Raw genomic sequence first — 18,555 nt, 5'->3', positions numbered from 1 at the left:
GGCCCGACCCCGAGGGGTTCGTGTAGCCAGTCCGTCAGCGCGGAAGTATCTGGTGATTCCTTCGATCACTGCCGGCCGCCCTCTCGAGACGGCCCGCCGCTGGTGTGCGGTCTTCACACCACGGGCTGCGCGCTCCCCCGTTCGGGGCGCATGTGCAGCGTCGTGACGCTTATCGCTGTGGAGTTTCTGCTGCCGGTGCCCTCTACGCCGGTCGGTGGCCGGGGATCTTCGAGGGGATGGCATCGGTTCTCGGGCATGCCGAGTAGCGCCCTGATCGCCGGTGAGAGTGACTAGGGCCGTGCGCCGTAGGTCAGGTGAGCGCGGAAGGGTTGTCCCACCGGTTCGCGAGGATCGCGAGCAGAAGACCGAGGAGAGCCAGCGCGGCCCAACCGTCGGTTGTGAGACGGATTACGCAGGAGAGGGCACCGGTGATGACCAGGGCGATGCCGAAGAAAAGGACGAAGGAACGGATCATGCGGGTGTCCGCCTCCGACCGCGCGATCGGGCAGACTGCGCCCAGCGGTCCTTGGGGGCTTCGAGGTGCGCCTTGACCTTGGACGGGAAGAAGCGCCAGGAGCGGCCGACGCGGAAGGCCGGGATCTCCCCCGCGTTCGCCATGCTGTAGACCTTGTCGGTCGAGGTCTTGAGTAGTAGCGCGATCTCCGCGACCGTCGCGGCCTGTTCGGACTCGTCGACCGGCGGAATCACGCGGCGATCCCGGTCAGGATGCGGCGCTCCGGCGAAGCCCCTCCGTCCAGGAACTCGGGCGGAAGCAGCGTCTTCGGACGGACGTCGAGCGTCCGGGCGATCTGTGCGATTTCGCCGAGGTAGAAGTCAGCGTGGCCGTTGATCTTGCGGTTGAAGGTGGAGAGCGCAATGCCAGAATCGAGGGCGACGGACCGGTGGGAACGCCGGGACTTCTGGATCGCCGCTTCGATCAGAGCTGCGGAGGTGTTGGGCGGTGCCATATGACTACCGTACGACAGGATTTGGGACTGAGGTAGCCATTTGGCGAACATCGTCCCGAATTGACTACCAGCGATAGTCAAGATGCGCTAACTTGTGGGACGTGAGCAACGAAGAAGCCGAAAAGTACGGAGAGGCGTTCAGCCAGGCCGTCGCGTCGGAACTGAGGGCCGAAAGGGCCCGGAAACAGAAAACGGTCGCCTCCATCGCGGAGACGACCGGTCTGTCTAAGTCAGCGGTGCTGCACTACCTGAACGGTAAGCGCGGTATCCCTACCTCGGCTTTCGCCCTGATCTGCCGGGCAATGGCCGTGTCCCCCCTGGTGATCTTCGAGCGCGCCGAGAAGGCTCTCGAGAACCCCGGTGGGTGATGCCCCCAGAGTGAAGGCGAACGCGGCGATTTCCGACACAAGATGATGCATGTTCTGTTCCGTACGTATGTTCGAAGGTTTCGGGTACTCGGCGCACGATGCTTCGAAACTTTCTAGCCCCCCGCCCGCCTCGATCATCGTAGGACGGAACCCAGACATTGGAGCTAACGTGTGTGCATCGACTGTGGGCAAGCCCACATTCAGCACCCAAAACCACCCGATACGAGCCCAGACGACTACCGACCTGAATCTGTCTATATCCGCGTGATTCCGCGGCAGAACGACCTCCCGAGCGGGCGTCGGCAAACACATTCAAGTCCCGTTAGCCACCCCATTCCCGAAGGCCCGGCAGAGCATCGCTCGCCGGGCCTTCGTCACCCGAACCCCGCACTCCCCCGCGCCGTAGAATCGACGAAGGATGCCACGGTGAGACGCCGGCATCCCCCAGACGGCTCGAGACCCCCGGGAGGCCCGCCGTGAACGATGATGTCGACGCGCGCCCGACGCTCGAGATGGACGCAGCGTCGTTCGAGAAGCTCGTGATCGATGAGCTGGACCAGCTGCCCGACGACATGGTCGACGGTCTGGACAACGTGATCTTCGTCGTCGAAGACCGCCCGGAGGACGGGTCGCTCGATCTGCTCGGCCTGTACGACGGCTGGGCGCTCACCGAGCGCGAGAGGTACGGGGTCGGCGAACTCCCCGACCGCATCATCGTCTACCGCGAGCCTCACCTCGCCGCGTGCGACGACGAGACCCAGCTGCGCGACGAGATCCACACCACTCTGGTCCACGAGATCGCACACTTCTACGGCATCGACGACGAGCGTCTGCACGAGCTGGGGTGGGCGTGATGGCGGGCCTGGCCACTCCCGATCTCGACGTCGATCTCGACACGAACCTCTCTGCCGCACCGCCGGCGTCGTGGCAGACGGTCGTGTGGAACGACCCCGTCAACCTCATGAGCTACGTCACGCACATCTTCCGCACGTACTTCGGGTTCGACGCCCCCACCGCGAACAGACTCATGCTCGCGGTTCACCACGACGGTCACGCGGTCGTGGCTCGCGGCCCCCGCGAGGTGATGGAAGCGCACGTGCAGGCGATGCACGACTTCGGCCTGTGGGCCACGCTCAGGAAGGACCCCGCGTGAACGAGCGAATCGTCGTGCTGGAGATCAGCGGACTCGAAGCCCTGCACCTGGCCGGCATCGTCGGACAGTTCCGCGACCTGCTGGCGGACTCCCGCTCCGAAGCCGACCCCGCCATCGAGCGTCTGCTTCCCGACGCCTACCCCGACGACGCCACCGCGAGCCGTGAGTTCCGCCGCCTCACGGGCGAGGACCTCCTCGAGCGCCGATCCCAGGACGTCGCGACGGTGCTGCACACGCTCGGTCTGGACGGTGCCGACCTCGACCCCGAGAGCGACCCGGACGCGGCGATCGCCGTGGCCCTCGGCGAGACGGAGGCGCTCGCCTGGATGCGGACCCTCTCGGCGCTGCGGCTGGTCATGGCGACTCGTCTCGGCATCCAGAACGACGACGACCACGACTCGGATGATCCCCGGTTCGGCGTGTACGACTGGATCGGCTACCGCCTCGACGGTCTCGTGGCCGCACTCGACGGGTCCTGACGCCCGTTCTCGTCAGTCGCCCCGACCGGCCGGCCATTCCGGTGTATTCGGCGGACACTCGACGGTCTCACTCGTGACACGAGGTGGCTGGACCACGTATTGCCGGCAGACACGCCCCCAGTAGTCGCCCGTCCGCCAGATGAGGCTGGCATCCCGTTCGAATCGATAAGCGGCCGTCACGAATTCGTCGTCCTTCTGCGACAGCAGGAGCAGGTCGAAGGGGAAGAGCGTCTCCCCGGGCGATGCGGGATGGGCGAGGAAGGCGGCGATGTCGCGAGAGGATCCACCGGGGATGGCGGCCAGCCGGCGCAGCTGCTCGAGAACCTCCCCGTCCGCGTAGGCCGACGCGGCCCGGTCGCCCTCGCGCTCGAGCGGGGCAGGCGGTTCTACGACCGCACGAGACGAGATCGACGCCACCACGACGACGACGCCCATCGACGTGAGCCACACGCGCTTCGTTCTGCTCAACTGCGCCATGACGTGTTCCCGATCGTCACGGGACCGATACGACGAGATCGGCGAGGTGCGCCGGATCGTGGGCCGCGAGGTGGTGCTCCTCTTGCGCGGCCCACCGGTCCCAGTGGGGGCGATAGGTATCGCCGTCGCGGCCGAGGGCACGCGGCTTCCGCGACGACAGCGGCGAGTCCACCCAGACCGACACGTCCGCGACCCGGGCGACCTCGGGCGTCAGGAGTCCAGACCCTTCCACGAGCAGCGGCAGCGAGGGATCGACGGCGTACGCCTCTGCGCGCGAGCCGGTCTCCCAATCCCATCTCTCCCAGACGCCGACGAGACCGCGCGCGTGCGGCGAGAGAATCGTCCGCAGGGCGTAGTCGACGCCGTCGGCCAGACCGTCCCACCCCGGGTAGACATCGTCGAGCGCGACGAGCTGCACGCGACCGCGCCCGGGCCACGTCGCGACGAGGCGCCGGGCGAGGGAGCTCTTCCCTGCGCCGCTGCGGCCGTCGAGGACGACGACCGGGTTCGCGGCGCCTACCGCGACGACGCGCGCCGACACCGCGGCCACGGCCGCGGTGAGGGCGTCGTCGACCGGGTCTGCGTTACTTCTTGAGAGCGCGGATGACACGGCTGAGGGCACGGCCTGCTACCCACACGAACGGGATGCCGACGGCCAAGAGCGAGACGAGGTTCGGGTCGAACCGCAGATCGTCTCCACGACGGATGTAGGCGCCGAGCGGAAGGGTGTAACCGCCCCCGCCACCGCCGCCGTTCCCCTGCTCGTCGGAGCCGCCGCCGTACCCGGCCCAGACGAGGGCGACGGGGACGATGCGCACACCGTCGACGTCCTGCTGCTCGCCATAGGCGGAGGTGACGCCGAAGCTCGTGGCCTGCTTGCCGAGTTCCAATGCGATGTTGGGCATGAGCCCACCGTAGCGGCCCGCCGGCGACCGGCCCAGGGTGTTGCATACGGCGTCCGGCCGTGCACCAGAAGCCGACGGAGCGCTCCACGACAGGTGGCGGGTCAGTGATCGTACGACGGGCGGGGATTCGTCGGCAGCGCTCCCCCTCCGCGCGACGGCCCCAGAAGCGATCCCCGTGTCACCGCCCCTCGCCCGAAGCGCGCCGTGGCACCGTCGAGGGCGCCTTCGACGCGGCGCCACTCGGCGTCGTCATCCCACAGGGTCGCAGCCATCACCGCGGGCTTCAGCTTCTCTCCACGGACTCCGACGAGGCGCACGGCCTGCCGGCGCTCGAGCCCGTCGAAGAGCTCGATCGCCGCGTCGCCGATGCGCTGGCCGACCGATGTCGGCTCCTTCAGCGTGCGCGAACGGCTGAGGGTCGTGAAGTCCGAGAAGCGCACCTTGATCGAGATCGTCGACGCCTCATACTGCTGCCCGCGAAGACGCGCCCCGACCCGATCGGCCAGCCGTCGCAGCTCGACGTGCAACAGGCGCGTGTCGGAGATGTCGGTGTGGAACGTCTCTTCGTGCCCGATGCTCTTCTCGGTGCGGCCCGTGTGCACCTCGCGAGCGTCGATCCCGCGCGAGAGGTGCCAGATCCGCTCCCCCATCGCCGCACCGAGGACCTGGTCGAGCGCGTGCCGCGGGGTGTCGACGACGTCGGAGACAAGACGGATGCCGCGCGATTCGAGTGCTTCGGCGGCCTTCGGCCCGACGCCCCACAGCGCCCGCACCGACCGAGGGCGAAGGAACGCCTCGGTGTCGGCGGCCGCGACGACCAACAGTCCGTCGGGCTTCGAGATCGTCGAGGCCATCTTGGCGACGTGTTTGGTCGCGGCGACACCGATACTGCAGGTGAGCCCCGTCTCGGCCTTCACCCGCGCGCGAAGGTCGCGGGCGATCGTGCCGGGACTCCCCCAGAGTCGTCTCGCGCCGCGGACGTCGAGAAAGGCCTCGTCGATCGAGAGCGGCTCGACCAGCGGCGTGACGTCGTGGAAGATCCCCATGACCTGTCGCGACATCTCTGTGTACCGGTGATACGGCGGATTCACGACGATCGCCGTCGGGCACAGTCGCAGCGCGATGGCCACCGGCATCGCCGACTTGACGCCGTATCGGCGCGCTTCGTACGAGGCGCTCGAGACGACACCGCGCCCCTCGGAGCCGCCGATGATCAGCGGCTTCCCCGCGAGCGACGGATCGTCGAGAACCGCGACGGAAGCGAAGAACGCGTCCATGTCGACGTGCAGAATACCCGCACCCGTGTCGTCGGCGTCGGGGCGCGAGACGATGCGTCCCGTCCCATCACCTCGTCCCATGGCATCCATTCTCTCCCGGACCTCCGACATCGGATCCGGCCCCGCAGAGGGAACACCGCGAACGACGGATGCCACGACCCCGAGCCGTACGAGACGGCCGAGGTCGTGGCATCCGGAGTCCTACTGCGCGGCGGCGCGCTCCAGGACGAGCTCGCGCACGCGCGCGGCGTCGGCCTGGCCCTTCATCGCCTTCATGACCGCGCCGATGACGGCGCCGGCGGCCTGAACCTTGCCGTCACGGATCTTCGCGAGCACGTCGGGCTGAGCCGCCAGGGCCTCGTCGATCGCCGCGATGAGCGCTCCGTCATCCGAGACGACGGCGAGACCGCGGGCGTCGACGACCTCCTGCGGGGTGCCCTCGCCGGCGATGACACCCTCGAGCACCTGGCGCGCCAGCTTGTCGGTGAGGGTCCCGGCGTCGATCAGCTTCTGCAGGGCGGCGACGTTCTCGGGCGACACGAGATCGGCGGCGTCGCGCTCCTGCGCATTGGCGACGCGGGTGATCTCCCCCGTCCACCACTTGCGGGCAGAAGCCGGCGCAGCACCCGCGGCGATCGTGTCGGCCACCGCGTCGAGCAGTCCGCCGTTGGCGACGTCCTGGAACTCGAGGTCGGTGAAGCCCCACTCGGCCTTGAGCCGACGACGACGTGCCGCCGGCGGCTCCGGCAGTGCGGCGCGCAGCTCCTCGATCAGCTCGGGAGCGGGCACGACCGGCAGCAGGTCGGGCTCGGGGAAGTAACGGTAGTCGTCGGCATCCGACTTCGGACGACCCGGCGAGGTGCGACCCGTGTCCTCGTGCCAGTGACGCGTCTCTTGCGTGATGGTGCCGCCCTTGGCGAGGATCGCCGCCTGACGCTGGATCTCGTAGCGCACCGCACGCTCCACCGAACGCATCGAGTTGACGTTCTTCGTCTCGGTGCGCGTGCCCAGCTTCTCCTGGCCGCGGGGGCGCAACGAGACGTTGGCGTCGCAGCGGAGGTTCCCGCGCTCGAGCTTGGCCTCGGAGATGCCCAGACCGCGCACGATGTCGCGGATGGTCGCGACGTACGCCTTCGCCAGAGCGGGAGCGGCGTGCTCGGCGCCGAAGATCGGCTTGGTGACGATCTCGACGAGGGGGACGCCCGCGCGGTTGTAGTCGACCAGCGAGTACTCGGCGCCCTGGATGCGACCGGTCGCGCCGCCCATGTGGGTCAGCTTGCCCGCGTCTTCTTCCATGTGCGCACGCTCGATGGGCACGGTCACGATCGTGCCGTCTTCGAGTTCGACCTCGACCGAGCCCTCGAAGGCGATCGGCTCGTCGTACTGGGAGATCTGATAGTTCTTACCGAGATCGGGATAGAAGTAGTTCTTCCGCGCGAACCGGCTCGACGCAGCGATCGAGCACCCCAGCGCCAGGCCCAGGCTGATCGACGAGCGGATCGCCTCGGCGTTCACCACGGGAAGGGCTCCGGGAAGACCCATGTCGACCGGCGCGACGAGCGTGTTCGGCTCGGCACCGTGGTTGGCCTCGTTCGCGGGGTTGGGTGCGGCCGAGAACATCTTGGTGGCCGTGTTCAGCTCGACGTGCACCTCGAAGCCGAGGACGGGCTCGAACATCTCGAGCGCCTCGTCGAAGTCCATGAGTGCGTCTTTCGCCATCAGAGCGACGCTCCGTTCGTGAGGGAAGGGGCTTTGTCGAGCAGCGGTCCGCCCCACTGGTCGACGAGCAGGGCCTCGAGCGCCGCTCCGACGCGGTACAGACGCGCGTCCTCGCGAGCGGGGGCGAGGAACTGGATGCCGACGGGCAGGCCGTCTTCGACGGCGAGACCGCTCGGCACCGAGATGCCGGGGACTCCCGCGAGGTTCGCCGGGATCGTCGTCACGTCGTTCAGGTACATCTGCAGCGGGTCGTCGATCTTCTCGCCCAGTCGGAAGGCCGTGGTCGGTGCCGACGGCGTCGCGATCACATCGACCTGCGCGAAAGCGGCGTCGAAGTCCTGCTGGATGAGCGTGCGGACCTTCTGCGCGCTGCCGTAGTAGGCGTCGTAATAGCCCGCGGACAGGGCGTAGGTGCCCAGGATGATGCGACGCTTGACCTCGGGGCCGAAGCCCGCGTCTCGCGTGAGCGCCATGACGTTCTCGACGGTGGCTGCCCCCTGCGGGTTCACCCGCATCCCGAAGCGCACCGAGTCGAACTTCGCGAGGTTGCTCGAGGCTTCGGCGGGGAGGATGAGGTAATACGCGGCGACGCCGTACTCGAAGTGCGGGGCGCTGATGTCGATGATCTCCGCGCCCTGCGCCTCCATGGCCGCCAGCGACGCGCGGAACGAGTCGGACACGCCCTTCTGGAAGCCGCGGTCGTCGAGCTCGCGGACGACGCCGACCTTGAGGCCCTTGAGCACCTGACCGGTTGCACCCTCGCGAGCGGCAGCGGCGAACGACGGCCACTCGTCCGAGAGCGAGGTGGAGTCGTTCGCGTCGTACCCGCCGATGACGTCGTGCAGGAGCCCCGCGTCGAGCACGGTACGCGTGACCGGGCCGACCTGGTCGAGGCTGGATGCCAGGGCGATCGCTCCGTAGCGGCTGACGCCGCCGTAGGTGGGCTTCACGCCGACCGTGCCCGTGACGTGCGCGGGCTGGCGGATCGAGCCACCGGTGTCGGAGCCGAGGGCGAGGGGCGCCTCGAACGCGGCGACGGCGGCGGCGGAGCCTCCTCCCGAGCCACCGGGGATGCGGTCGAGATCCCACGGGTTGTGCGTGGCGCCGTAGGCGGAGAACTCCGTCGACGAGCCCATGGCGAACTCGTCCATGTTGGTCTTGCCGAGCGGCACGAGACCGGCGGCACGAGAGCGCGCCACGACGGTGGCGTCGTAGGGCGACATGTAGCCCTCGAGGATCTTCGAGCCGCTGGTGGAGGGCATGTCCGTCGTGACGAGAACGTCTTTGATCGCCAGCGGAACGCCCGCGAGCTCGTGGAGCTGCTCGCCGGCCGCGCGACGGCGGTCGATGTCGGCCGCGACCTCGAGAGCGTGGTCGCTGACGTGCAGGAAGGCGTGGACGTCGCCGTCGACGGCGGCGATGCGATCGAGGTGAGCCTGCGTCGCTTCAACGCTTGACACCTCGGACGACGAGATCTTGGCGGCCAGATCGGCCGCTGTCAGACGGGTGAGGTCGGTCACTGCTCTTCTCCCAGGATCGCGGTCACGCGGAATCGGCCATCGGCCTGGTCGGGGGCGTTCTGCAGCACCTGATCGCGCGTGAGCTGCTGCTGCACGACGTCGGGGCGGAAGACGTTCTCGAGCGGGATCGGGTGGCTCGTCGCGACGACCTCGGGGGTCGCCACCTCGGACACCTTCGCGATGTTGTCGACGATGGCATCCAGCTGGCCGGTGAGGCTCTGGACCTCCTCGTCGCTCAACTGGATCCGGGCGAGCACACCGAGATGGCGCACGAGATCAGGAGTGATTTCAGACACCCGGCAAGTCTAGTTCGCGCGCGGTGCCGCCCCCGCCTCGACCCCGCCGCGCACGCGCCCATAGGCTGGCGGGGTGACGAGCTTCGATCCGCCGCGCCCCTGGACCTCGAGCTATGCCGCGGGGGTGCCCGACGATCTGGATCCCCAGAGCGGGTCGCTCGTCGACATCGTCGACGCGTCGGTGCGGGATTACCCCGACGCCCCGGCCCTGCAGTTCTTCGGCCGTGAGACCTCCTACGCCGAGATGTCCGACCAGATCGCCCGCGTCGCCGGTGCTCTCGCAGAGCGCGGCGTCAAGGCGGGGGATCCGGTCGCCCTCGTATTGCCGAACTGCCCGCAGCACATCGTGGCCTTCTACGCCGTGCTGCGACTGGGTGCGGTCGTGGTCGAGCACAATCCGCTCTACACCCCTCGGGAGCTCCGCAAGCAGTTCGAGGACCACGGCGCGAAGCACGCCATCGTGTGGAGCAAGGTCGTCGCGACCGTGCAGGAGTTTCCCGCAGATCTGAAGGTCGACACGCTCGTCTCGGTCGACGTGACCACCGCCATGCCGCTGCGCACCCGACTCGCCCTGCGTCTGCCGATCGCCCGGGCGCGCGAGGCCCGTGCCGCCCTGACGACGAAGACCCAGGATGCCGACCGCTGGGCCGACCTGACACGTCACCAGCCCCTTCCCGAGGCGCACCCTCGCCCGGGCTCGACGGATCTGGCGATCATCCAGTACACGAGCGGCACGACCGGGACCCCCAAGGGGGCGATGCTCACCCACGCGAACCTCCTCGCCAATGCCGCGCAAGCGCGGGCCTGGGTACCGCAGATCGTGCGCGGCGAGGGCTGCGTCGTCTACGCGGTGCTGCCGATGTTCCACGCCTACGGCCTGACGTTGTGCCTGACTTTCGCGATGTCGATGGGCGCGCGTCTCGTGCTGTTCCCGAAGTTCGACCCCGACCTCGTGCTCGAGGTCACGAAGAAGCACCCCGCGACGTTCCTTCCGCTGGTGCCGCCGATCGCCGAGCGCCTGCTCGCGGCCGCGAACGAGAAGGGGGTGTCCCTCACCGGCACGGATGTCGCGATCTCGGGGGCCATGGCGCTCCCGCACTCCCTGGTCGTTCCCTTCGAGCGGGCCACCGGCGGGTTCCTCGTCGAGGGTTACGGGTTGAGCGAGTGCTCCCCTGTGCTCATGGCCAACCCCGTCGCCGACAACCGGGTCGCGGGCACCGTCGGCCTGCCCCTTCCCGGCACCGAGTGCCGCGTGGTCGACCCCGACGATCCCCGCACGGACGTCGAGCGCGGAGAACTGCTCGTGCGCGGTCCGCAGGTCTTCTCCGGCTACTACGGCAAGCCTGAAGAGACCGAGGCGGTCTTCGTCGACGGGTGGTTCCGCACCGGAGACATCGTCACGATCGACGACGGCGGGTTCGTCCGGATCGTCGACCGCATCAAGGAGCTCATCATCACGGGCGGCTTCAACGTCGCCCCCACCGAGGTCGAGAACGTGCTGCGTCAGCACCCCTCGGTCGTGGATGTCGCGGTCGTCGGCGTGCCGAGCGAGCACTCGGGCGAAGAGGTCGTCGCCGCGGTGGTGCCGTCGTCGCCGGGCGAGTTCGACGGCGAGGCGGTGCGGGCGTTCGCCCGCGGCATCCTGACGCCGTACAAGGTGCCGAAACGGATCGTCGTGGTCGACGAACTCCCCCGCTCCCTCATCGGCAAGGTGCTCCGACGCCAGGTGCGCGACAGGCTCCTCGAGGGCTGAGGACCCGGTCCCTGCTACACCCGAGCTCGTCGCGCAAGGGCCGGGCTCGAATTGGCATGGCCTGCCACGGGGTCGATACGGTGGGCGAATCCGGGCCGTGTCGTGCCCGGATGTGACCTTGGGGGGAATCACATGATCATCAAGCGCACTCCGTTCGCTCTCGTCGCAGCCTCGGCACTGCTCCTACTCGCCGGCTGCTCGGGCGGCGCGTCGAACACCGCCGAGTCGAGCGACAACAGCACGAACGACGGCGGCACCACCACGCAAGAGACCACGGCGCCCGCAACGCCCGCCGCTCCCGCGGGCGACCAATCGAAGGCGGAGGCCTGCGACATCGTCCGCGAGCAGTTCCAGGCGGTCAGCGGTGCGGGCAGTACGGTCGACAGTTCCGACCCGCAGGCGACGCTCACGGCGTTCAAGCAGCTCGCATCCGACGTCGGCACCCAGTTCTCGTCGATCACCAACGAAGAGATCGCGCCCGCGGCGCAGAAGGCCAGCGGTGCGCTCAGCAACTACGCCGCGTACCTCGAGACCGTCGTCGCGGACCCGTCGAAGGCCAGCGGGCTGAGCGACCAGATCAGCACTCTGCAGTCGAGCTTCACCGAGGCTGCAACGGCCTGCGCCGGCTGACGCCGAGCAGGACCGAGCAGGGAGGGCGGGGGCTTCGGCTCCCGCCCTCCCTCGTTCTCTCAGCCTGCGGACGCGGCGCGCTCGTCTGGCTCGTCGGGCTCGGAGCTGCCCGCCTCGACCCCGTCTGTCGCGCCGTCCAGGGCCGCGGGTCCCTGCTCGACGAGGATGCGGAACTGCGCGGCATCGAGGATCCGCACGCCCAGCTCTTCGGCCTTCGCGAGCTTCGACCCGGCGCCCGGACCCGCGGCGACGAAGTCGGTCTTCTTCGACACGCTCGATGCGGCCTTTCCGCCCGCCGACAGGATCGCCTCCTGCGCGCCCTCGCGGGTGTATCCCTCGAGCGAGCCCGTTGCCACGACCGTCACGCCCGAGAGCACTCCGCCCGCGGCCTCCGCGGCCCCCGGCCCGGGGTGACCCGGGATCGAGAAGCGCACCCCGGCCGCGGCCCACCGTTCGACGATCTCGCGGTGCCAGTCGACCTCGAACCAATCGATCACGGCGTCCGCGATGATCCCCCCCACGCCCTCGACGGCGGCGAGTTCTTCGCGAGACGCCGCGCGGATGGCATCGAGGGAACCGAACCACTGGGCCAGAGCGCGGGCCGCGACGGGACCGACGTGACGGATGTTCAGCGAGACGAGCAGTCGCCAGAGGTCCTTGGTCTTGGCCTTGTCGAGCTCGGCGATCAGCTTCGTCGCCTGCTCGGAGGGGCGGACCTCGCGATAGTCCTTGCGGATGCCGCGCCGACGGCGCTCCGCAGGATCGAGGTCTTCGGTGCCCGGGGGGTACGTCGCGGGCGAGAGCTTCTGGAACGGCAGGCGACGCACGAGCTCGCCGGTGTCGGGGTCGACCTTGCGCTCGCCCGTCTCGGAGTCGCGCACGATCACCTCGATGGGCACGAGCTCGTCGACGGTCAGATCGAACAGCCCCGCCTCGGTGTCGAGCGGTGGCTGGTCGGGGACCTCGGGTTGGGTCAGCGCTGCCGCGGTGACCTCGCCGAGAGCTTCCACGTCGAGCGCTCCTCGCGAGCCGATGTGCTCGACACGTCCACGCACCTGGGCGGGGCAGGAACGAGCGTTCGGGCACCGCAGGTCGATGTCGCCCTCTTTCGCCGGTCGCAAGGGGGTGCCGCACTCGGGGCAGTCCGCGGGCATGACGAATGCGCGTTCGCTGCCGTCACGCAGCTCGACCACGGGCCCCAGAACCTCGGGGATGACGTCGCCGGCCTTGCGCAGCACGACCGTGTCGCCGATGAGCACGCCCTTGACCTTCACCACGTCCTGGTTGTGCAGGGTGGCCTGGCGGACGACGCTGCCGGCGACCTTGGCGGGTTCCATGACCGCGAAGGGCGTCGCACGACCGGTGCGTCCGACCGAGACGACGATGTCGAGGAGCTTCGTGTTCACCTGCTCGGGCGGGTACTTGTAGGCGATCGCCCAGCGCGGTGCGCGGCTGGTGGCCCCGAGCTCGTCGTGGAGCGCGAGCTCGTCGACCTTGACGACCACTCCGTCGATCTCGTGCTCGACGTCGTGTCGGTGCTCGCCGTGGTGCGCCACGAAGGCGAGTACCCCATCGATCGACGACTCGACGCGACTGTACGGCGAGGTGGGCAGGCCCCAGGAAGCCAGCAGGTCGTAGATCTCGCTCTGCGCTGCGACGGGCGGGTTCTGCCAGGCTCCGATGCCGTGCACGTAGAGCTTGAGCGAGGCGATCCGCGCAAGCCCCGCCTCGAGCTCGAGGCCGCTCTTCTTGTCGATCTGTTGACGCAGACCGCCGCTGGCCGCATTGCGAGGGTTCGCGAAGGCGGGGAACCGTCGCGCCGCGGCGATCTCGGCCTTCTCTTCGTCGAACGCGCGTCCGCCGCGACGACCGGCCGCACGCTCGCGCGCCTCGGCCAGCGCGCGCTCCCGGAGCTCGCCCTGCCGGCGATTGAGGTCCTCGAAGGACGCGACGGGGATGAAGACCTCGCCTCGCACCTCGACGATCGCGGGGTGGCCCTCACCCGAGAGCTCACGCGGGATGTCGGCCAGACGCAGCGCGTTCTCGGTCACGATCTCGCCCACCCGCCCGTCGCCGCGCGTCGCGGCCGATGTGAGCACCCCGTTCTCGTAACGCAGGCTGATCGCGAGCCCGTCGATCTTCAACTCGCTCAGCCAGTGCACCTTTCGGCCCGCGGCGGCCTCGGTCTTGACGGCCCAGTCGCGAAGCTCGTCGGGAGAGAAGACGTTGTCGAGGCTGAGCATGCGCTCGGCGTGCTCGATCGTCGCGAGATCGGTGGCCTCGGCCGCGCCCACCGACAGCGTGGGGCTGTCCTGCCCCTGCAGCTCGGGGTGAAGGCGTTCGAGCGCCTCGAGCCGGTGCATCCACCCGTCGTAGGTCGCGTCGTCGACGACCTCGGCATCGCGCCCGTAGTAGGCGTCGCGCGCGCCGACGATGCGCTGCGTGAGTTCGCCCGCCTCGGCGCGTGCCTCATCGAGGGTGAGGTCGGGAAGCTGATCGTGCTCGGTCACTCATCCAGCTTAGGGAGGGGTTCCGACATCCTCGGAGGGCCTTGCACCGCCCAGTCCTTCGCCGGTCACGCCTCGACCGGAACCGCCGAGACCGTCCGATCGATCGTGAACTGCCCGAGCACGCGCGTGCCGTCGTAGAGCACCGCGGTCTGCCCGGGCGCCACACCGTCGAACGGCGTCTCGGGACGCACCGTCAGCACACCGTCGACGAGCTCGGCCGTCGCCGGCACGGGATCGGCGTGCGCGCGGATCTGCGCGTGACACGCGAAAGACGTCGACGAGGGCGCCCGCCCCGCCCAGGTGAAGCGCTCCCCCGCGATCTCGGAGCACGCGAGCGCCTCCTTGGGGCCGACCACGACCGTGTTGTTGATCGGGCGGACCTCGAGCACGAATCGCGGTTTGCCGTCGGCCGCGGGAACCCCCAGTTGCAGGCCGCGACGCTGACCGACCGTGAAGGCGTGCGCCCCCTCGTGCGTGCCGACCACCGCACCTGTGCGATCGAGGATCTCTCCGCGCTCGGCACCGACCTTGTCGGCGAGCCAGCCGCGCGTGTCGCCGTCGGGGATGAAGCAGATGTCGTGGCTGTCGGGCTTCTGCGCCACCGACAGCCCGCGCTCCTCCGCCTCGGCGCGCACGAGCGCCTTCGAGGGCGTCGAACCGAGCGGGAAGTAGGTGTGAGCGAGCTGCTCGGCCGTGAGCACGCCCAGCACGTAGGACTGGTCCTTCGCGTTGTCGGAAGCCCGATGCAGCTCGCGCCCGTCGGGCGTATCGACGAGCGTGGCGTAGTGACCCGTGCACACGGCGTCGAAGCCGAGCTCCAGCGCGCGCTCCAGAAGCGCGGCGAACTTGATCTTCTCGTTGCAGCGCATGCAGGGGTTCGGCGTGCGGCCTGCGCGGTACTCCGACACGAAGTCATCGATCACGTCGTCGCGGAACCGCTCCGAGAAATCCCAGACGTAGAAGGGCATGCCGAGCTTGTCGGCGGCACGCCGTGCGTCCATGGCGTCTTCGATCGTGCAGCAGCCGCGGCTACCGGCGCGGAGAGTCCCCCCGGCGCGCGACAGCGCCAGGTGTACGCCGACCACGTCGTGACCCGCCTCCACCGCGCGGGCCGCAGCCACCGCGGAGTCGACCCCACCGCTCATCGCCGCCAGAACTCGCATCGTCCCAGTCTACGAACGTCGGTCTGAACGGGCGCCGGATGCGACGGCCCGGGCGTACGCATCGGGCAGACGGGAGAGCACGGCGTCGACGTCGGCGTCCGTCGAGGTGCGGCCGAGCGTGAATCGCAGAACCGAGCGCGCCGCACGATCGTCCAGCCCGAGAGCCAGAACCACGTGCGAGGGCTCCGCGACCCCGGCCTGGCACGCGGACCCCGTCGACACCGCGATCTGCTCCATGTCGAGCAGGAAGAGCAGCGTCTCGCCCGCGGCATCCGGGAAGAGCACGTGCGCGTTACCGGGGAGACGCTCGGTGGGATGCCCGAGCAGACGGGCCGAAGGGATGGACGAGCGGATGCCGGCCACCAGGCGATCCCGCAGGGCCTCGAGACGCACGGCCTCGTCGCGGCGCTCGTGCTCGGCCGCCGTGATCGCGGCGGCGAAGGCGGCGGCTCCCGCGACGTCCTGGGTGCCGGCACGGAGGCTGCGCTGCTGCCCGCCGCCGTGGACGAGGGGCGTGAGGCGGGCGTGTCGCGAGACGACCGCTGCACCGACGCCGACCGGACCGCCGACCTTGTGAGCCGACACCGACATCGCAACCAGCCCGGAAGGATCGGTGCCCGCCCCGCGCCACGCGGCGAAGTCCACCGTGATGTGGCCGAGCGCCGAGACGGCGTCCAGGTGCAGCGGCACTCCGGCCTCGTGCGCGCGCAAGGCCAGATCGGCGGCATCCTGGATCGTTCCCACCTCGTTGCTCGCCACGAGCGCGGTGGCGAGGGCAGCACCGGGCAGAACGGTCGAGAACGCTTCGACGTCGATGCGTCCGAGCGGATCGAGGGGCGCGGCGCGCACCTGCGCATCCTGCGTCGCAGCGAGCCACGCCACGGCGTCCAGCGTCGCGTGGTGCTCCCCGTCGGGCAGCACGATCGCGTCCGTCGCCGGCTGACGCGACCACCACAGGCCCTTCAGGGCGAGGTTGGCGGACTCGGTGCCACCCGAGGTGAAGACCACCTCGATGGGCTGGCACCCCAGGACCGCGGCGACGCTCTCGCGCGCGTCTTCGAGGAGACGCCGGGCGTCCTGCCCCGCGCCGTGGATCGACGAGGGGTTGCCGAGCACGTCGTGGGCAGCGAGCCACGCTTCGCGCGCTTCGGGGCGCAGAGGGGTGGTCGCCGCGTGATCGAGGTAAACCCGCATCCTCACCCTCCCCGCATCTTCCGCGCCTTTCACTAGCCTAAGACGCATGTCCCGACCCGAGACTGTCCTGCCCGCCCGCCCCGCCCTGCTCAGCTCGTCCCTCGACGATCTGGGGGTGCGCCTCGGTCCCGACGGCGGCACGCTGCGCGTCTGGTCCGGGTCGGCCGACGCGATGCAGCTGCTCGTCTTCGACGACCTCGACCTCGACTGGGCGACCGAGACGATCACCATGGACCCCGTCGGCGAGGGCGTCTTCGAGGCGACCACCGCCCTGCTCCGCCCCGGCGCCCGGTACGCGATCCGCGTCGGCGGACCGCACGGGCCCGGACACACCTTCAACCCGCAGTCGCTTCTCATCGAGCCGTACTCCCGCGGGCTCGTGTCGGGTGGCTACGGCGATTGGCGCTCGGTGGTCGTGGACGGATCCTTCGACTGGGGCAGCTCGGCCAAGCCGCGCGTGCCCCTCGACCGCACGGTCATCTACGAGGGTCACGTGAAGGGCCTCACCAAGCGGCATCCGTTCATTCCGCCCGCCCTCCACGGAACGTATGCGGGTCTCGCGCACCCCGCGATGATCGACCACCTGCTCTCCCTCGGCGTGACCAGCGTCGAGCTGCTGCCGGTGCACGCCTTCGCCACCGAGCCGCGACTGCTGCAGCTCGGACTGTCGAACTACTGGGGCTACAACTCGCTGAACTTCTTCACCCCCCACGCTCCCTACGCCACAGCGGCGAGCCGTGCCGAGGGGCCCGAAGCGGTGCTGCGCGAGTTCAAGGGCATGGTGAAACTCCTCCACGAGGCGGGCCTGGAGGTTCTTCTCGACGTCGTCTACAACCACACGGCGGAAGAGGGCATCGGCGGCCCCCGCACGAGCCTGCGCGGCCTCGACAACAAGGCCTACTACCGGCAGACAGCCGAGGGCGCGTACATCGACGAGACCGGCTGCGGAAACGCGGTGAACACCTCGACGGACGCCGCCGCACGTCTGATCCTGGATTCGTTGAGGTACTGGAGCGAAGAGGTCCAGGTCGACGGCTTCCGCTTCGATCTGGCGGTCACCCTCGGTCGCGACGAGCACCATTCGTTCACGCCCGAGCATCCCCTGCTCCAGGCGATCCGCGACGACGAGCGATTGGCGAGCACCAAGCTGATCGCCGAACCGTGGGACGTCGGGATGGGCGGCTGGCAGACCGGCAACTTCGGCGAGGGCTGGCTCGAGTGGAACGATCGGTACCGCGACCGCGTCCGCAACTTCTGGCTGAGCGACATCGACTACGCACGTCGGGCCGCCACCGCCCCCGTCGGGATCGGAGGCTTCGCCACGCGGCTCGCGGGGTCGTCCAACACCTTCAGCGAGGAGCGCGGCCCGCTCGCGAGCGTCAATTTCGTCACCGCTCACGACGGTTTCACACTGCGTGACCTCGTGTCGTACGACGTCAAGCACAACCTCGGCAACGGCGAGCAGAATCGCGACGGGGCCGACACGAACCGGTCCTTCAACCACGGCGCCGAAGGGCGCACCGACGACGAGCGCGTGCTCGCCACCCGACGCAAAGCCATGCGCAACCTCATGGGCACCCTGCTGCTCTCGGCCGGAGTGCCCATGATCACGGCCGGCGACGAGATGGGGCGCACGCAGCGCGGGAACAACAACGCCTACTGCCACGACTCCGCGCTCACCTGGCTCTCGTGGGACCTGGCGCCGTGGCAGCGCGATCTCTTCGCGCACACGCAGCGGCTCACGCAGCTCCGACGCGAGAACCCCGCACTGCGCCCGCGACGATTCGCCCGGCTCGGCGAGGTCATCCCCTCGGCATCCGTCATGGAGTGGTTCGACGAACGCGGCGAGACGATGTCGATCGACGGCTGGAACGACCCCGCGCACCGGACGCTGCAGTATCTGGCGACCTCGACGCCCGAGGACGAGGAGCCAAACCGCGTGCTGCTCGTCGTCCACGGCACCGAGGCAGCCACCGAGATCGTCCTCCCGGAGCTCGAGGGAGCCCGGTACGTCTCGCTGTGGTCGAGCGCAGACGAGAGGCCGTCCGACCAGGCCGAGCGCTTCGCTCCCGGAGACGTGGTCCCCGTCGCCGGGGCCAGCATGCGCCTGTTCCGCGTCGACTGATCCGGGCCCGCTGTCAAG

At 69.3% G+C, this 18,555-nt stretch carries 20 protein-coding genes; 7 read left to right on the top strand and 13 right to left on the bottom strand.

What is annotated here, in order from left to right; genetic code table 11:
• Positions 1-310: 310 nt before the first annotated feature.
• Genes QE454_RS12575 through QE454_RS12565 form a run of 3 tightly spaced genes read right to left on the bottom strand, consistent with a single transcriptional unit; the run spans position 311 to position 968 of the window.
• Positions 311-475, bottom strand: coding sequence for a hypothetical protein (locus QE454_RS12575; RefSeq protein WP_307455039.1), 165 nt, complete (start codon positions 473-475; stop codon positions 311-313).
• On the bottom strand, positions 472-708 hold the full coding sequence (locus QE454_RS12570) for a helix-turn-helix domain-containing protein (RefSeq protein ID WP_307455042.1): 237 nt from the start codon (positions 706-708) through the stop codon (positions 472-474). Before QE454_RS12570 ends, QE454_RS12575 begins: the two co-directional genes overlap by 4 nt.
• Positions 705-968: a helix-turn-helix domain-containing protein gene (locus tag QE454_RS12565; protein ID WP_307455044.1), complete on the bottom strand. Its 264-nt coding sequence runs from the start codon at positions 966-968 to the stop codon at positions 705-707. The genes QE454_RS12570 and QE454_RS12565 overlap by 4 nt, the downstream gene beginning before the upstream one ends.
• A gap of 101 nt (positions 969-1,069) precedes the next feature.
• Between QE454_RS12565 and QE454_RS12560 the strand changes: the two genes are divergently transcribed.
• The 4 genes from QE454_RS12560 (at position 1,070) to QE454_RS12545 (ending at position 2,968) form a co-directional block, all read left to right on the top strand.
• Positions 1,070-1,336 carry a helix-turn-helix domain-containing protein gene (locus QE454_RS12560; protein WP_307455046.1) on the top strand — a complete coding sequence of 89 codons (267 nt, stop codon included), beginning with the start codon at positions 1,070-1,072 and terminating at the stop codon, positions 1,334-1,336.
• A gap of 512 nt (positions 1,337-1,848) precedes the next feature.
• On the top strand, positions 1,849-2,190 hold the full coding sequence (locus QE454_RS12555; RefSeq protein ID WP_267789405.1) for a metallopeptidase family protein: 342 nt from the start codon (positions 1,849-1,851) through the stop codon (positions 2,188-2,190).
• On the top strand, positions 2,190-2,489 hold the full coding sequence (gene clpS, locus QE454_RS12550) for an ATP-dependent Clp protease adapter ClpS (protein WP_307455049.1): 300 nt from the start codon (positions 2,190-2,192) through the stop codon (positions 2,487-2,489). Before QE454_RS12555 ends, clpS begins: the two co-directional genes overlap by 1 nt.
• Positions 2,486-2,968: a DUF2017 family protein gene (locus QE454_RS12545; RefSeq protein ID WP_307455051.1), complete on the top strand. Its 483-nt coding sequence runs from the start codon at positions 2,486-2,488 to the stop codon at positions 2,966-2,968. The genes clpS and QE454_RS12545 overlap by 4 nt, the downstream gene beginning before the upstream one ends.
• 12 nt (positions 2,969-2,980) lie before the next feature.
• On the opposite strand, the gene QE454_RS12540 is transcribed toward QE454_RS12545, so the two are convergent.
• From QE454_RS12540 to gatC, 7 genes are all read right to left on the bottom strand, one after another.
• On the bottom strand, positions 2,981-3,436 hold the full coding sequence (locus QE454_RS12540; protein WP_309668680.1) for a hypothetical protein: 456 nt from the start codon (positions 3,434-3,436) through the stop codon (positions 2,981-2,983).
• Between the two features lie 25 nt (positions 3,437-3,461).
• Complete coding sequence (locus QE454_RS12535; RefSeq protein ID WP_309668679.1) at positions 3,462-4,055, bottom strand: hypothetical protein; 594 nt, start codon at positions 4,053-4,055, stop codon at positions 3,462-3,464.
• Complete coding sequence (locus QE454_RS12530) at positions 4,030-4,350, bottom strand: hypothetical protein (RefSeq protein WP_246078284.1); 321 nt, start codon at positions 4,348-4,350, stop codon at positions 4,030-4,032. Before QE454_RS12530 ends, QE454_RS12535 begins: the two co-directional genes overlap by 26 nt.
• Positions 4,351-4,451: 101 nt before the next feature.
• On the bottom strand, positions 4,452-5,708 hold the full coding sequence (dinB, locus tag QE454_RS12525; protein ID WP_307455057.1) for a DNA polymerase IV: 1,257 nt from the start codon (positions 5,706-5,708) through the stop codon (positions 4,452-4,454).
• Positions 5,709-5,828: 120 nt separating this feature from the next.
• The gene (gene gatB, locus QE454_RS12520; protein ID WP_307455059.1) at positions 5,829-7,346 is read right to left on the bottom strand and encodes an Asp-tRNA(Asn)/Glu-tRNA(Gln) amidotransferase subunit GatB; all 1,518 of its coding nucleotides are present in this window, start codon (positions 7,344-7,346) and stop codon (positions 5,829-5,831) included.
• A complete protein-coding gene (gatA, locus tag QE454_RS12515; RefSeq protein ID WP_307455061.1) occupies positions 7,346-8,866 on the bottom strand; it encodes an Asp-tRNA(Asn)/Glu-tRNA(Gln) amidotransferase subunit GatA in 1,521 nt (506 codons plus the stop codon). Before gatA ends, gatB begins: the two co-directional genes overlap by 1 nt.
• Positions 8,863-9,162 (bottom strand): Asp-tRNA(Asn)/Glu-tRNA(Gln) amidotransferase subunit GatC, encoded by a 300-nt coding sequence (gene gatC / locus QE454_RS12510; RefSeq protein ID WP_210074739.1) that lies wholly within the window; start codon positions 9,160-9,162, stop codon positions 8,863-8,865. Before gatC ends, gatA begins: the two co-directional genes overlap by 4 nt.
• 73 nt (positions 9,163-9,235) lie before the next feature.
• Here gatC and QE454_RS12505 point away from each other — a divergent pair, with 73 nt between their 5' ends.
• Positions 9,236-10,915, top strand: a complete 1,680-nt coding sequence (locus tag QE454_RS12505) for a long-chain-fatty-acid--CoA ligase (RefSeq protein WP_307455063.1) — start codon at positions 9,236-9,238, stop codon at positions 10,913-10,915.
• A 132-nt stretch (positions 10,916-11,047) separates the two neighbouring features.
• Positions 11,048-11,545 carry a hypothetical protein gene (locus QE454_RS12500; RefSeq protein WP_307455066.1) on the top strand — a complete coding sequence of 166 codons (498 nt, stop codon included), beginning with the start codon at positions 11,048-11,050 and terminating at the stop codon, positions 11,543-11,545.
• A gap of 59 nt (positions 11,546-11,604) precedes the next feature.
• On the opposite strand, the gene ligA is transcribed toward QE454_RS12500, so the two are convergent.
• The 3 genes from ligA to QE454_RS12485 form a co-directional block, all read right to left on the bottom strand.
• Positions 11,605-14,055, bottom strand: coding sequence for an NAD-dependent DNA ligase LigA (gene ligA / locus QE454_RS12495; protein ID WP_309668678.1), 2,451 nt, complete (start codon positions 14,053-14,055; stop codon positions 11,605-11,607).
• Positions 14,056-14,120: 65 nt separating this feature from the next.
• Positions 14,121-15,218: a tRNA 2-thiouridine(34) synthase MnmA gene (gene mnmA, locus QE454_RS12490; RefSeq protein WP_307455068.1), complete on the bottom strand. Its 1,098-nt coding sequence runs from the start codon at positions 15,216-15,218 to the stop codon at positions 14,121-14,123.
• A gap of 9 nt (positions 15,219-15,227) precedes the next feature.
• Positions 15,228-16,412: a cysteine desulfurase family protein gene (locus QE454_RS12485; protein WP_307455071.1), complete on the bottom strand. Its 1,185-nt coding sequence runs from the start codon at positions 16,410-16,412 to the stop codon at positions 15,228-15,230.
• A 46-nt stretch (positions 16,413-16,458) separates the two neighbouring features.
• On the opposite strand from QE454_RS12485, the gene glgX reads away from it, so the two are divergent.
• The gene (gene glgX, locus QE454_RS12480; protein ID WP_307455074.1) at positions 16,459-18,537 is read left to right on the top strand and encodes a glycogen debranching protein GlgX; all 2,079 of its coding nucleotides are present in this window, start codon (positions 16,459-16,461) and stop codon (positions 18,535-18,537) included.
• The last annotated feature ends 18 nt before the right edge of the window (positions 18,538-18,555 follow it).

Origin of the sequence: Microbacterium sp. SORGH_AS_0454 (assembly GCF_031453395.1) — a bacterium.
GTDB lineage: Bacteria > Actinomycetota > Actinomycetes > Actinomycetales > Microbacteriaceae > Microbacterium.
Note: the sequence above shows the minus strand (reverse complement) of the source record. Positions and strands in the feature narration are given on the sequence as shown.

What these genes read in the sequence shown, in the direction of transcription:
- QE454_RS12575 (WP_307455039.1), bottom strand. Translation starts at nt 475, where the DNA reads ATGATCCGTTCCTTCGTCCTTTTCTTCGGCATCGCCCTGGTCATCACC.
- QE454_RS12565 (WP_307455044.1), bottom strand. Translation starts at nt 968, where the DNA reads ATGGCACCGCCCAACACCTCCGCAGCTCTGATCGAAGCGGCGATCCAG.
- QE454_RS12555 (WP_267789405.1), top strand. Translation starts at nt 1,849, where the DNA reads ATGGACGCAGCGTCGTTCGAGAAGCTCGTGATCGATGAGCTGGACCAG.
- clpS (WP_307455049.1), top strand. Translation starts at nt 2,190, where the DNA reads ATGGCGGGCCTGGCCACTCCCGATCTCGACGTCGATCTCGACACGAAC.
- QE454_RS12530 (WP_246078284.1), bottom strand. Translation starts at nt 4,350, where the DNA reads ATGCCCAACATCGCATTGGAACTCGGCAAGCAGGCCACGAGCTTCGGC.
- dinB (WP_307455057.1), bottom strand. Translation starts at nt 5,708, where the DNA reads ATGGGACGAGGTGATGGGACGGGACGCATCGTCTCGCGCCCCGACGCC.
- gatB (WP_307455059.1), bottom strand. Translation starts at nt 7,346, where the DNA reads ATGGCGAAAGACGCACTCATGGACTTCGACGAGGCGCTCGAGATGTTC.
- QE454_RS12500 (WP_307455066.1), top strand. Translation starts at nt 11,048, where the DNA reads ATGATCATCAAGCGCACTCCGTTCGCTCTCGTCGCAGCCTCGGCACTG.
- mnmA (WP_307455068.1), bottom strand. Translation starts at nt 15,218, where the DNA reads ATGCGAGTTCTGGCGGCGATGAGCGGTGGGGTCGACTCCGCGGTGGCT.
- QE454_RS12485 (WP_307455071.1), bottom strand. Translation starts at nt 16,412, where the DNA reads ATGCGGGTTTACCTCGATCACGCGGCGACCACCCCTCTGCGCCCCGAA.
- glgX (WP_307455074.1), top strand. Translation starts at nt 16,459, where the DNA reads ATGTCCCGACCCGAGACTGTCCTGCCCGCCCGCCCCGCCCTGCTCAGC.